The 12,801-nt window shown below is 70.7% G+C and carries 9 protein-coding genes and 1 pseudogene; 8 read left to right on the top strand and 2 right to left on the bottom strand.

From position 1 onward, the window contains the following. The 8 genes and pseudogenes from HUW62_RS18360 to HUW62_RS18325 form a co-directional block, all read left to right on the top strand. Positions 1-803, top strand: a pseudogene (locus tag HUW62_RS18360) (serine/threonine protein kinase); the annotation flags it as partial. Between the two features lie 56 nt (positions 804-859). Further along, complete coding sequence (locus HUW62_RS18355) at positions 860-3,193, top strand: lantibiotic dehydratase (RefSeq protein WP_176435149.1); 2,334 nt, start codon at positions 860-862, stop codon at positions 3,191-3,193. Further along, positions 3,193-4,860: a hypothetical protein gene (locus HUW62_RS18350; protein ID WP_176435148.1), complete on the top strand. Its 1,668-nt coding sequence runs from the start codon at positions 3,193-3,195 to the stop codon at positions 4,858-4,860. Before HUW62_RS18355 ends, HUW62_RS18350 begins: the two co-directional genes overlap by 1 nt. Further along, entirely contained in the window at positions 4,857-7,160 is a 2,304-nt protein-coding gene (locus HUW62_RS18345; protein WP_176435147.1) for a lantibiotic dehydratase, read from the top strand. Before HUW62_RS18350 ends, HUW62_RS18345 begins: the two co-directional genes overlap by 4 nt. 62 nt (positions 7,161-7,222) lie before the next feature. Then, positions 7,223-7,657 (top strand): hypothetical protein, encoded by a 435-nt coding sequence (locus HUW62_RS18340; RefSeq protein WP_163864981.1) that lies wholly within the window; start codon positions 7,223-7,225, stop codon positions 7,655-7,657. Between the two features lie 196 nt (positions 7,658-7,853). Beyond that, on the top strand, positions 7,854-8,255 hold the full coding sequence (locus tag HUW62_RS18335) for a hypothetical protein (protein WP_163864982.1): 402 nt from the start codon (positions 7,854-7,856) through the stop codon (positions 8,253-8,255). Positions 8,256-8,363: 108 nt separating this feature from the next. After that, positions 8,364-9,443, top strand: a complete 1,080-nt coding sequence (locus tag HUW62_RS18330; protein WP_163864983.1) for an FAD-binding oxidoreductase — start codon at positions 8,364-8,366, stop codon at positions 9,441-9,443. A gap of 52 nt (positions 9,444-9,495) precedes the next feature. Beyond that, entirely contained in the window at positions 9,496-10,047 is a 552-nt protein-coding gene (locus tag HUW62_RS18325; RefSeq protein ID WP_176435146.1) for a hypothetical protein, read from the top strand. Here HUW62_RS18325 and HUW62_RS18320 read toward each other — a convergent pair. Both HUW62_RS18320 and HUW62_RS18315 read right to left on the bottom strand, forming a co-directional pair. After that, on the bottom strand, positions 10,044-11,846 hold the full coding sequence (locus HUW62_RS18320; RefSeq protein ID WP_368670438.1) for a tetratricopeptide repeat protein: 1,803 nt from the start codon (positions 11,844-11,846) through the stop codon (positions 10,044-10,046). The two genes, HUW62_RS18325 and HUW62_RS18320, sit on opposite strands and share 4 nt — an antisense overlap. Before the next feature lie 186 nt (positions 11,847-12,032). Beyond that, complete coding sequence (locus HUW62_RS18315; protein ID WP_163864985.1) at positions 12,033-12,794, bottom strand: hypothetical protein; 762 nt, start codon at positions 12,792-12,794, stop codon at positions 12,033-12,035. Between the last annotated feature and the right edge of the window lie 7 nt (positions 12,795-12,801).

Below are 12,801 nucleotides of genomic sequence, written 5' to 3'. Positions count from 1 at the left end.
TGCTCCCGGCGCTGGATGCGGGGGACCGGACCGAGGTGGTGCTGTTGCAGGGGAGCGCGCAGTTGCCTCCTCCCGCGCAGACCCAGCCCGCTCCAGCGCCGCGTCCGTCGCAGCCGGGCCACACCGCGGTGCCCGTGCCTCAGCGTCCGTCCTCCACCGCGCTGCCCGCCTCGGCGCCCCGTCCCGCTCCCGCGCCCCGGCCGTCCTCGCCAGGGCACCAGAGCCCCGTGCCCGTCGCGCGACCCGTTCCTCCCGCGCCCGCGCAGGGAGAGCCCACCGCGTCCGAGTCCGGGAAGGGCACGTGGAAGTGGGCGGCCCTGGGTGGCGGTCTCTTGCTGGTGGTGGCTGTCGTGGCGGTGGTGATGCTGCGCGGTCCCGGCTCCGTGTTCCTCAATTTGGAGGAGGGCGAGCACGTGTACGTCGGTGGCGTGCGGCTGGAGCCCGGCTCGAAGTCGCTGCCGGCGCCGCCCACCGGGCCGATGCTCATCGCCACGGCGTTGAACGGGAGGCTGCGGCGGTTCGGCACCACGCAGCTTCGCGAGGACATCGACGTGCGGACGCTGGCGGATGCGATGCCCCAGCCCGGGACACGAGGGCTGCTGAGCGTGACGAGCGGCGAGTCCGGGTGCCAGGTCCAGGTGGACGGCGCACCGCTGCCCAACCGCACGCCGGTGACGAAGGCCTCCATCGAGGCTGGCAGGGAGCTGGAGGTGGTGGTGAGCTGTCCTGGCGCCGCGAGCAAGCAGTGGGTGCTGGCGGTGCCCGGCCAGGAGATTGTCGTGACGGCTCGGCAACAAGACTGAGTGGCTGGCCTCGGGCCGCCTTCGGGTGGCCCACGAGGTTGAAGGACATGTGACCCATGAAGGGCTGGACGTTCTTCCCTCACCTCGTCGTGCGGACGACAGGTTTCCCATTCGACTGGTTGGAGCGGTTGGGGTGCCCGGAGTCGGCGACGTGGGCACGTCGGCTCGAGGCGGAGCGACGTGGGCTGGATGCGCTGCGTGCCCAGGGGCCGCGCGTGCGTCGCCCTCCGCGAGAGCTGCTGGCCGCGCTCAAGGCGGGGCGTCCCGTCAACACCGAGGGGATGGAGTCTCCGGAGCGCTTCGCGGAATGGAATGTCCGCGCCGCGGCGGCCCAGGAGGCGGAGGCCGGTTTCGCCGAGGCGATGGAGCGTGAGCTGGCGGCGGTGGAGTCCCAGCTCGCGACGCTGTGCCGCGAGCCGCGCTTCCTGGAGGCGGTCGCCAGCTCCAGTCCGCCGGTGGCCAAGGACCTGCTCGCGGGGCGCGAGGGCTCCCGGTTGCGTCGGCAGCTCGCCAGCTATCTGCAGCGGCTGTGCGCGAAGAACGAGACGATGGGCTTCTTCGGTCCCATCAACTACGGCCGCGTGGACCCGGACGCGCCCACGGGCGTGACGCTGAACTGGTCCGGCCCCGAGACGCTGGTGGGGCGCAACACCTTCGCGGCCTCGTGGCTGGTGCAGGGGTTGGTGAGGGCCATCGCATTCGACCCGGAGATCGCCTCGTGGCTGGTGCCGCGCCGCAAGGCCTTCGCGGAGATGCCCGCGCGCAAGGCGGGCCCCACGCCGGAGAGCGCGGAGGAGCTGCTGCCCCGGTTGGTGGAGCTGGCGGATGGGACGCGCACGCTGGCGGCCCTGGCGTCGTCCCTGGGCGTGGCGCCTGGCCTCGCCCGCGAGGCGCTGAGGCTGGGCTGTGACAAGTCGCTGCTCACGCACCAGCTCGAGGTGCCCTCCGCGGTGCACCACCCCGTGGACGACCTGGCGGAGCGTGTCGCAGCGCTGCCGAGCGCGGGTGCGCGGCGTCATGTCGAGGGCCTGAGCGCGCTGTTGGAGCTGATGGGGCGCTATGGCGCGGCGGACGCGAGCGGGAAGATGGCGCTCCAGGACGCCTTCGCGCGGCGGGCGAAGGAGCAGTGGGGCGTGGCGCCTTCGACGGAGCGCGGGCCCGCGTCCGAGTCCCACAACTTCTACCAGGACCGGCTCGCGCTGCGAGAGGAGTGCGGCGGGGACCTGCGGCTCGAGGTGGGCGGCGAGCGGGCGCGGGAGCTGGGGACCCGCATGGAGCCGGCGCTGGCGTGGATGGCCGAGGCGGCCTGGCGCACGCGAGACGCGGCGCGCGCCGCGGTGGCGCAGAAGGTCGGCTCACGCACGGTGCCCTTCTGGAAGGTGGCCGCCGCCAGCGCGGACCTGCCGTTGCCGCTGGACACGTCGATGGCGGAGCTGCTCGCGCAGTCCATTCCGGACGCGGCGGCGCGCGTTGTCGAGCTGGGTGACGTGGTGCCTCCCGCGTGGGATTCGGCGCGGGCCCTGCCGCTCGTCACGTCGGTGGACCTGCTCGTCGGGGCGGCGGACGTGGAGGCCTGGGGACGAGGCGACTACACGCTGGTGATGGGGGACATCCACGACACCGCGCTGGTGTGGGGCTGGGCGCTCCAGTTCCATCCTTCGCGAGGGAAGGTGGAGAGCGCCATGGTGCGTGCGCTCGGCGCCCTGCCGCGCGCGATGCCCCTGGTGACGGTGCTGCCCTCGCGTCGCACGGGGCTGTTGCCCTCGGAGTTTCCCGGACCCGTGGTGGAGCTGGGCGGTGTCAGCTCCCGCGCCTCCGCGTGGCGGATTCCGCTGGATGACCTGTTCGTCGAAAGCGACGGCAAGAGCGCGCGGCTGGTGTCGAAGCGGCTCGGCTCCGAGGTGTGCCTCTACAACGGCGAACTGGAGAGCACGGTGCATACGGCGTTCTCGCTTCCGCGCATCCGCCCGCTGCGGGTGTCGCTGGGGGAGCACACGCCTCGAGTCACGCTCGGCGGGGTGGTGGTGCAGCGCGAGCAGTGGCGGCTGGATGCGGCGGCGCGAGAGGCGCTGCTGGCTTGCAAGGACGACCGCGCGAGGCTGCGCGTCGCGGTGGGCCTGTGGGAGGCGCGCGGCCTTCCGCCGTGTGTCTTCGCGAAGTTCAAGGGCGAGCGAAAGCCCGTGCTGGTGGACGTGCGCAGCCCGCCGTTGCTGCGCGTCTTCCTCAACCTGCTGGAGCAGAAGGAGGAGGTCCTCCTCTCGGAGATGTTGCCCGGGCCGGAGCAGCTCTGGCTCCGTGGACCGGGAGGTCGCCACACGGTGGAGCTGCGCTGCACGCTGTTGTGGGGCGGCCCCCGGGCCGCCATGCCTCCCGTCACGGAGGAGGCGTGATGAAGTGGCTGGTGCTGCCTCCACACCGGGACATCACGCTCGTGCCCGAGGTCCCCGAGGGGTGGCACCTGTTGGACCTGGCGAGGGACTTCGGCCGCCGGGTCTTCTCCTCCGAGTCGGTGGAGGCGGAGGCCCTGGCTCGCGAGTCGTCGCCCCCGTCGCCCCAGACGATGCGGGAGCTGCTCCTGCTGCGAGTCGCGCAGGGGCTTCGTGACAGGGGGCCGATTCCGGAGCTTCGCGCCCTGGGCGCGGTGCTGACGGCGATTTCTGGCCCGCCCAACGGCGTCCACCTGCGTCTGGATGACGTGGAGCTGGAGTCCGGCACGACGGAGCGGAGTGGGGATGTCCAGCGCGTGGTGGGGCTGCCCGCGCCGTACTCGGATGACGTGGCGGGTGTCCTCGCGCGCTTCGAGGAGGCGGAGTGCGTCCGCGTGTGGCTGGAGCGTGACCTTCAGCTCCCCGCCGCCGTGTCACTCGCGCAGGCGTGTCCAGCGCATGTGGCTTTGGAAGTCGCCGGGCCCTTCGCCTGGACGCATCGCGAGGTGCTGGCGCGGATGCCCGCGTTCCGGCGTGCGGCGTTCCCGGAGCAGGTGCCCCCGCTGCGCTGGCGCGTGGCTCCGCTGCGGGGTGATTCCGGTTCGAGCGACCTCGTGTGGGTCGCTGATGCGCTGGGACTGGAGGTCGTCGCTCCGTATCCGGGGGGGGATGAGCACGACTGGGTGGAGTTCGATGCTCCTTCCGCCGACGGCCCGGAACCGGGGACGAGGCGACGGGAAGACTGGCTCGGTGCCTGCTCGTTGGACGAGGTGCGCGCGTACACCGGAGGCGCACGCTGGGCGGGCCACGTGTCGCTCGGGTCGCTCCTGGCGGCGGACGTGCTCGCGGAGAGCGGCTGTCACACGGTGGTGGTGGGGTTCTGCGGTATCGAGAACGGTCGGGTGGTGGACCCTGAGCGCCGCTTCATCTCGCTGGAGTCGCTCGTCGAGGGCTATCAACGGCTGAAGGCCGCGGGTGTGCGGGTCGTCGCGGAGTGGTGGGTGGGAGCGCCGGGCGTGGATGAGGCGTCCCTGGATGTCACGCTGGCCGCGCTGGAGGGCCCGCGCTTCTTCGACCACCTCGCGGGAGTGCGCCCGTTCCACGCGTCGGTGGAGCGCATCGCCCGAGTCCGCGACATGGCGCGCTGGTGGGGACAGCCCGGAGATCCTCCGGCGGACCGGGACTTGTCCCGCAGTCGCCCCATCGAAAAGCCGGGGACGATTGAGGGGACGCGCCTGCCCGCCGTGCTCACCTCGTTGGCGAGCCGCCTGCTGGGTCGCGCGCCGCTCAGTCCGGGCCGTGTCGCCGCGGCGTTCCTATACGGGCCCGTGGCTCCTGTGCCTTCGATAGCGCCTGCGCCAGACGCCGCCGCGCTCATCCGACTGGACGTGGACTGCGCGGTGGTGCGACTGCCGGCCTCGCTCGATGGCGCCCCGAAGCCCACGTGGTACGCGGCGAACCTGCGCACCGGGGTCGTGCTCGCGATGGATGCGCGCCTGGCTCCCGTGCTGTCCCGGCTGACAGCGCCTGCTTCGGCGTCGGCCGCGCTGGGCGCGGTGCCGGAGGCGCAGCGCGCGAAGGTGGTGGAGATGCTGGTGACGAAGTCCATCCTGGAGAGGACGCACGGATGAGCGAGCGCTGGACCTTGGGAGAGGTGTTCGTGCTCCGGCACGCCGGCTTCCCCTTCGATTGGTTGGAGTCGCTCGGGTTCTCCGACGAAGTGCTGGGCGAGGCGAACCTGCTGCTCGATGACGAGCGAGCGTTCCTGGACGCCGTGCGCGCCGAGGGCGATGAAGCAGGGGCCAAGGGCTTCCAGGACTCCTTCGAGCAGGGGAGGGTGCCCACGCTGAAGGCCCGCCATGGCCCCACGAGCCGCGAAGCCTTGGCGCGCTATCTCGTGCGGCGCGAGGCCCTCCAGGCGCGCCATGCGAAGGAGCGCGCGGACCTTCGCTCGAAGCTGCGCGAGCGCGCGGCGGACCCCGCCATCCAGGAAGCCGTGTTCCTCTCCAGCCCCGCGATGTTCGACAACGTCTGGGCCCGCTACCTGCGCGGCGGCGAGCAGAAGGACACGTCCGACGCGCGGCGCGTGGACCGACAGGTCTACACGTACCTCCAGCGCTTCTGCGCGAAGAACGAGACGACCAGCTTCTTCGGCCCCATCTCCTACGGCGAGCGCACCGACTCGGACGACTTCGACGTGCGCACGGTGGAGAGCGGCGACACCAGCCGCCGCACGTTCTTCTCGTTCTGGGCCGTGACGGAGCTCGCGCGCGCCGTGGGGCGTGAGCGGACGCTGCGGCCCCACCTGCCACTGCGCCTCAACCCCCTCTTCACGGTGACCCCAGGGCGCGCCTCATGTCAGGCGCTGCGACTGGAGGTGCCGCTGTCCGAGGGCGCCGAGCAGCTCATGGCCGTGCTGCGCACGCATCCGACGCCCGCGTCCGCGGCGCAGGTGCTCGGCCTCGCGGTTGAAGAGGTGATGCGCACGGCCCTGCCGCTGGTGAAGGGCGCGCTGCTCCTGTGGGGCCTGCCGTTCCGACCCAACGACTTCGCCACCTTCGAGAGCGTGCGTGACTCCGTCGCGGCCCTGCCGGAGCTGGAGGCACGCACCCTCTGGTTGGAGCGGTTGGACACGCTCGCGCGCCTGAAGGCCGAGTTCCAGACAGCGGACCTGACGCGGCGTCGCGCGTTGCTTCCGGAACTGGAGGCCCGCTTCACGGAGGCCACGGGCAAGCCCGCGCGACGCGGTGATGGCCAGGTGTACGCGGACCGGCTCATCCTCTACGAGGAGGCCAGCTCTCCCTTCCGTCTGCGCTTCGGCCGTCGCTTCACGGAGGAGCTCGAGTCCGCGTTGACCGGTCCCCTGGAGCTGTCGGCCGCCTACGGTGAGCGCGTGCAGCAGGGCTTCCGCGAGCAGGTGCGCGCCGCGCTCGGCACGGACGAGCGTCCCTTGGATCTCCTGGACTACGCCGTGCGCCTGCGTCCGGACGACGTGGCGGGGAGCCGCTTCTCTCCCGTGCCACCGGTGCTTCTGGATGAAGATGGCGCGCGGGCACGCTCGCTGCCGGTGGACTTCCTGGGCACCTCCACCCCGGGCGGCCGGTACGCGCTGCCGGACGTCTGCCTCGCTTCGAAGGGAGCCGGCGCGGGCTTCGAGGTGATGCTCGCGCGCGTGCACCACCACCTCATGCTCCGAAGCTGGCTGAGCGCCTTCTTCCCCTCGCGAGAGCGGTACTCGGCGGTGGCCTCGCGTTGGCTGGAGGCGGACCCCTCGGCGCGCGGACTGGTGGGCCTGTCCATCCGCCGACGCAACAAGGGCTTCTACGTGTTCCCCGGCCGCCGCCTCGTGTATGCGGTCTCGGACGTGCTGGACGTCGAAGACGGCGCGATGACGCCAGCCGATGTGAAGGTGCTGCCCACGCCGCAAGGGCCGGTGCTGGTGGACGGGAAGGGCGAGCGGGTGCACCTGTACCTGCCCCTGGATGACTTCTCGTCCTATCCGCCCTTCGCCGCGCTGGCACATCCCCAGGTGCTCCACGCGCCGCTGCGCACGAAGGGCAGCCACCTGCCTCGCCTGAGCATCGGCGGCGCGGTGTACCAGCGCGAGCGGTGGGAGCTGTCCTCGGAGAAGCTGGCGCGCCCCACCGGGTTCGACCTCTTCCTCGCCGCGCAGCGCGAGCGGCGCGCACGGAACTGGCCTCGCTTCGTCTTCATGCGCAGCTCGAAGGAGCGCAAGCCGTACCTCATCGACACCGCGAGCCCCTTCGCCCTGGACCTGCTCTCCCACCTCTCGCGCGAGGCGGAGCGGCTGTCCGTGGAGGAGATGTACCCGGCCCCCGAGCAGCTCTGGCTCCAGGACGCCCGGGGCCGCTACACCTGCGAGCTGCGGATGCAGTTCACCCGCTGGAGCGAGGGCACCTCGCATCTTTGACATCCGAGGCGGGTCCGCGAACAGAATGGGGCAAAGTCACTGCCAGTCCCTCTGGAGAGCCCATGTCTGGTGAGAACACCGTCGTCCCTGAGACTCGGAAGCTGAAGCGCCCGGTGGAGGAGATTCGCGCGGAGCTGATGGGCAACGCGGACGTGAAGGAGCAGGCGCGCCTCCTCCAGATTTCCGTCGAGGCCTACGTCGAGAAGATTCTCGACTACGCCCAGCACCCGCAGAAGCAGATGCCGCTGGAAATCACCCTCGACGGGGACCTCAAGGCCAAGGACCCCAGCGCCCCCACCGTGGCGGAGATCCAAGGCCACCTGGACAAGCTCATCAGCGGCGAGGTCATCATCAGCCGTGCGCAGCAGCGTGACGGCTTCAGCGCGGGGAAGGGTGATGAGCGCTACAAGGCCGCGCTCGCCTCGGACGAGGTGCTCAAGGGCGCCCCCGAATCCCGCGCCACCACCCCTGACCCCAAGGGCCCTCCGAAGGAGTGATCCTGATTTATCCGCGGGTTTTCTCCACCCCAGCCGACAAGGTGGGATGAAAACCCACGGAATTCCGTGGACTTGGAGCGCCCGTCATTTTTGTTCCAGGGCACACGGAACTTCGGCGGCGTCGGACCGATAACTCCACTGTCAGGCTGGCTCGCGACGGACGCGGAGCGACGCCAGACCTCCGGAGATCAAGACCATGGGCCTCTTCAAGAACATCGTTGGCAAGGCGCTGGACATCCTCAAGCCGGCTCTCACGGCCATCAACCCCGCGCTGGGCATCGCCGCGGGCTTCATCAGCGGGTTGGTGAAGGGTGAGAACCCGCTCAAGGCCGGCCTGAGCGCCGCCATGGACCTGTTCCCTGGCGCCAGTGTCGCGAAGAACCTGCTGAACAACTTCCCCGGCAAGTCCCTCCTGGAGGGCATGGGCGGCAACAGCCTGGTGAGCGGTCTGCTCGACCAGGCCTCCAAGCCGGGCCAGATCACCGACATCGCCCAGGACCTGCTGAAGGCGAACAAGGAGAAGGGCCTGTCGGAGCAGAGCCTGAAGAACGCGCAGGAGCTGTTCGCCAAGCGCATGGCCGAGACCGCGGTCGCCTGAGACACGCCGTCGACTTCGCACTTCCCCGGGCGCCGCACCCTGAAGCAGGGGCGGCGCCCTTCGTGTATTCAGGGGACAGCCCTCGTTTCACCTTGGTGAGTCTCGCGGATGAGTTCCAGCTCGGATGTCGTCGTCCTTGGCGCAGGCGTGGTGGGGTTGTCCGTGGCGAGGCGGCTGGCGGCCACCGGGGCGCGCGTGACGGTGCTGGATGCGGTGGACCCGGGCGGCCGAGGCTCTCGCGCGGCGGCGGGTGTGGCGATTCCCTCCGTGCGTCTCTACGACGACCCGGCCATGCTCGCCTTCTCGCGAGCGGGAAGGGCGACGCTGGCGGAGGACCTGGCCTCGCTGCCAGAGGGCCCCCTGCTGCGCCGAGGGCAAGGCATCCTCCGCATCGCCGCGGACGCGAAGGGACGTGACGCGCTCGCCGAGCGCGCGGCGCGGCACCCGGACGAACTGGGCACGTGGGTGGACGCGGCCCGACTCGTGGAGCTGGAGCCGGCGCTGGAGGGAACGCCGCTGCTGGGCGCGTTCGAGACGGCGCACGGCCACATGGTGGACACGGAGGGCTACGTCAACGCGCTGCTGGGCGCGGCGATGCGCGCGGGTGTGCGGGTGCGGCTCGGTGAGTCCGCGCGCTCCGTGGAGGAGACGGCCGAGGGCGTGGCGCTGCGGACCGATCGCGAGACGTTGCGCGCGGACCAGCTCATCGTCAGCGCGGGGCCGTGGTCCTCGACCTTCCCAGGGCTGCCACCGCTGCCGCTCAAGCCGGTGCGCGGACAGATGCTGGTGGTGCACCAGCCGGGCATGTCCCTCACGCGCGTCGTCTCCGGGCCCACGTACCTGGCGCCCTGGCGCGCGGGAGAAATCGTCGTCGGCGCCACGGAGGAGGAGGTCGGCTTCGTGGAGAACGTGACGCCCGCGGGCCTGCTGCACCTGAGTGCCACCGTGGCGAAGCTGGCGCCTCGGCTGCGGGAAGCTCGCTTCGTGCGCGCCTGGGCGGGCCTTCGCGCCGTGACTCCGGATGGCCGTCCGTACATCGGCCGCTACCCGGGCACGCGGCGCACCTTCGTGGCGACGGGCCTGGGAGGGCAGGGCATCCTCACCGGTGCCCATGCGGCCACGGTGCTCGTGGAGCTCGTCGCGGAGGGCCGCGCGGAGCTCGCCGCGCCCTTCGAGCCTGGGCGCTGACATCACCGTTTCACCGCCGTCCCTGGGCCGGAGCAGTCGAGGGGAATCCGACATGAGTGACGTGACTGACAACACCGTGAAGCCATCCGCCGTGAAGCACCTTCGCATCCCGTTGCTGCTGGTGACGGCGGCGCTGTCCATGGGCAGTGGCATGGGCAACCCGGGATGTGGAAGTTCCTCCGACAACAAGTGTCGCGGCGACTGCGCCATCGACGGCACCTACGTCATCCGCTTCGAGGACACGACCTCTCTCAGCGCCGACTGCGCCCAGGCGGGTCTGATGTTGCCGGAGGGTGGACAGCTCCTCATCACCCGCGAGGGTGACACCACGGTCGTCCGCGCCTCCCTGGGGGACGTCCAGCTCACCGGCGACTACTACGGCGGCTCCTACACGGGCATGTCGCTGAGCGGTCGCACGACGGTCCAGTTCAACGAGCAGCCCGATTCGGAGCTGAGCTTCTTCCTCAATGGCTACTTCGAGGAAGCCCCCGCGCGCGGCGACACGCGGGCCGTCTTCTCCGCGACGTACTCCGCCAGCCGGGTGAATGTCCCGGCGGGCGAGCCCGCGTGCGAGGTCTACCGTCGCTTCACCGCGACGCGCTAATACAGGCTGACCGAGTCGAAGGGCCGGTTCAGCTTGGTCCGGGGGCGGGGCAGCAGGGCTTGAACCGCCGCCGGGTCGCCTCGGCCCAGCGCGTCCACCAGGGCCTGCGTCTCCTTGGGCCAGGTGGAGCTGGCGCGAGCGCAGCGCAGGGCCTCGGACCAGTCGGAGCGCCCGGCGGCCAGTGACAGCCCCGCCAGACTCTCCGCGGCCTTGAGCGGCTCGCCGATTTCACGGGCGTGCTGCTCCGCGCGCGCGAACCAGTCCACCGCCGAGTCCATCTTCCCGTCGTCCAGGAACATCCGCCCCAGCTCCGCGGCGATGACCTGCCGGTGGAAGGAGTCTTTCAGGGCCTCCGCGCTGGCATACGCCTGCGTGAAGTGCTCCACGGCTTCCGCGCGTGCGCCCGAGGCGAACTCCAGGCCCGCCAGCCGGTAGCAGTGGTGCTTGGAGAAGTTGACGCCCCACTTCGCGCTGATGCTCTCGAAGCGCCGCCACGTGGCAATCGCGTCCGAGAACTGCCGCGCCGACTCCTGGAGGTAGCTGGCGTTGGAGATGAGGTTGATTTTCAGGTGCGTGGCGCTCGCGTCGTGCAGGTCTCCCACGCAGCGCATGGCGAGCTTCTCCTCCACCAACGCCTTGTCGAGCTTGCGCTCCTGGAACCACGTCAACGCGCACACGTTGCGCAGCCAGCCCTCCTGGAGCGCGCGGTCCGGCGCGGTGCTCTTCGCCAGCGCGGCCACGCCCGCCTCCACCTCCACGCGAGCGTTGGGGAGCTGCCCGAAGCGCTTGGTCAGCGTCAGCGCGCGGAACATGTGCAGCCGAGCCACCAGCTCCGGAGGGATGCGGCACTCCAGGCCCCGTCCGAAGGACTCCATCGCCGCGTCATGAGCGCCGGTGAAGACATGCACCACGCCCATGCTGCGGTGGAGCAGCGCCTTCAGCTCATCCACGTCGCCCAGGCTGCTCTTGTCGATTTCAATGGCGGGCGTGGAGAAGCCCGTGTCCAGCACGTCCCACGCCTGGGCCACGCGCGAGGCGAGCTGCGAGTCCGGGTCGCCGTCCAGCAGCGCCAGGCCCTGCTCGGCGGCCAGCATGGCGCCTTCGTAGTTCGTGGTGAAGAAGCACTGCCGGACGGCGAGGATGGACGCCGCCACGCGCGACTCGCGCGACTCCGACGCGTCCACCACCAACTTCAGGTAGCGGCCCTCCAGGTCCACCGAGGGCTCATCCCGCCGCGAGGACACCGGCCCCGGACCGGAGGCGTGGGGGACTCGCAGCCGGTCACTCAGTGCATCCAGGTAGGCCTGTCGTCGCGACTCGAAGACGGCGGCGCCGTGGGGACGTCGCATCCTCCAGCCAGTGAGCAGCAGCGTCCCCTCCAGTCCTTCGAGTCGCGCCCACTCGGCCGCGCGCATCACCGCGCGCAGGCTGACCAGGTCGCACTCTCCGGCGCCATGAAGCACCAGGGGGCGGCCGCTGACGCGCAGCGTCTCGACGATGGCGCGCGCGGCGACGGTGAGAATCCAGAATGCCTGCTCGGACTCGCGGTGGAGCCGACGCTCGGAGGGCGACAGCGCCAGGTCACCCAGGTCGGCGGCGCCCTGGATGGCGCCCGGAAACAGCCGGTTCCATTCCGACGGATGCGCCGCGGCCACGGCGCGGACGACCTCGGGGGCGGTCTCCTCGCAGGCGCGGAGGACCTTCCTCAACCCTCCGAAGGCGGTGGGCAGCGCCACGCCCACGTCCACTTCGATGGCGTGGGAGGGCAGCGCGGAAGGGGGACCTTGTTCAACGGACACCGCGAAGGAAACACCAAGCACAGCGGGTGGGGCGCTCACGGTGAAGTCCTCGAGAGGGGGTCGAGAAGGCGAGCCAGCTGGTTCGTCGACAGCCCTACTTTCACATTCTCTTAGCGGTCGAGCAATCCACCCCCGATGTATTTACCCACCGTCGGTGTTTCATGAAGTCGTGATGCGTCAATGGCATCACTCCCCTGGAGTGGGGGTGGTGACGCCCTGGCTGTGATGGAGGATGAGCCGGGGAAGCCAGCCGCCGAGTTTGCGGCAATGTCTCAGGGCGGACATGCCCATTTCCTTGTACGGCACCCCGCGCGCGCCCCGGCCGAAGTAGTGGATGACCCAGGCATTCTCCAGGAGCCACGCCACCTGGTCCTCTGACAGACGCAGCTCGCCGGTGAAGCCGCTCTCGGAGGCCCAGTTGAGCCGGCCGGTGGGCAGCGACTCGACGAGCTTGGGGTGGACGCCGATGAGGCGGTTGCACACCGTCTGGTCCGTCCAGTGGTCCCAGTCCGTTTCGGGAACGGCCATCATCGCGGCGAGCCAATGCTCGGCGAAGGCATCGCCCGGTGGGCTGGCGCAGACCCCGGCGCAGCGGCGGCGAGAGTCCCAGCACTCCTCGCCGATGGTGAATCGCTCCACGGCGGGCAGCGGGCGCAGCGTCACGGTGTCGAACGCGTCCAGGTACCAGCCGCCGTTCTGGAGGAGCGCGAAGGCCCTCATGCGTCGCGAGGCGACCTCCAGCCTCGTGGTGCCCAGGCGGGAGCAGTGCTCGGCCAGGTCCTCGAAGTGGGCGCCGGGGAGCAGGGGTTGGTAGCGGCGGATGCCAGGCTCGTCGCAGTAGATGAAGGTCCTGGCCTGGGGATTGTGTTTCATCGCCGAGCGGATGGCGGCGACGACGGTGGGGCGAAGCGCGCCGCCGTGGAAGCAGAAGTTGAGAGCGGGAGTCATGTCGCGT

The sequence above is a fragment of the Myxococcus sp. AM011 genome (genome assembly GCF_013372595.1).
GTDB lineage: Bacteria > Myxococcota > Myxococcia > Myxococcales > Myxococcaceae > Myxococcus > Myxococcus eversor.
The sequence above is the reverse complement of the archived record's forward strand: the minus strand, read 5'-3'. Positions and strand labels throughout refer to the sequence as shown.

Excerpts from the sequence above, each read along its gene's own strand:
- HUW62_RS18355 (WP_176435149.1), top strand. The coding sequence starts at position 860 with ATGAAGGGCTGGACGTTCTTCCCTCACCTCGTCGTGCGGACGACAGGT.
- HUW62_RS18350 (WP_176435148.1), top strand. The coding sequence starts at position 3,193 with ATGAAGTGGCTGGTGCTGCCTCCACACCGGGACATCACGCTCGTGCCC.
- HUW62_RS18345 (WP_176435147.1), top strand. The coding sequence starts at position 4,857 with ATGAGCGAGCGCTGGACCTTGGGAGAGGTGTTCGTGCTCCGGCACGCC.
- HUW62_RS18340 (WP_163864981.1), top strand. The coding sequence starts at position 7,223 with ATGTCTGGTGAGAACACCGTCGTCCCTGAGACTCGGAAGCTGAAGCGC.
- HUW62_RS18335 (WP_163864982.1), top strand. The coding sequence starts at position 7,854 with ATGGGCCTCTTCAAGAACATCGTTGGCAAGGCGCTGGACATCCTCAAG.
- HUW62_RS18330 (WP_163864983.1), top strand. The coding sequence starts at position 8,364 with ATGAGTTCCAGCTCGGATGTCGTCGTCCTTGGCGCAGGCGTGGTGGGG.
- HUW62_RS18325 (WP_176435146.1), top strand. The coding sequence starts at position 9,496 with ATGAGTGACGTGACTGACAACACCGTGAAGCCATCCGCCGTGAAGCAC.
- HUW62_RS18315 (WP_163864985.1), bottom strand. The coding sequence starts at position 12,794 with ATGACTCCCGCTCTCAACTTCTGCTTCCACGGCGGCGCGCTTCGCCCC.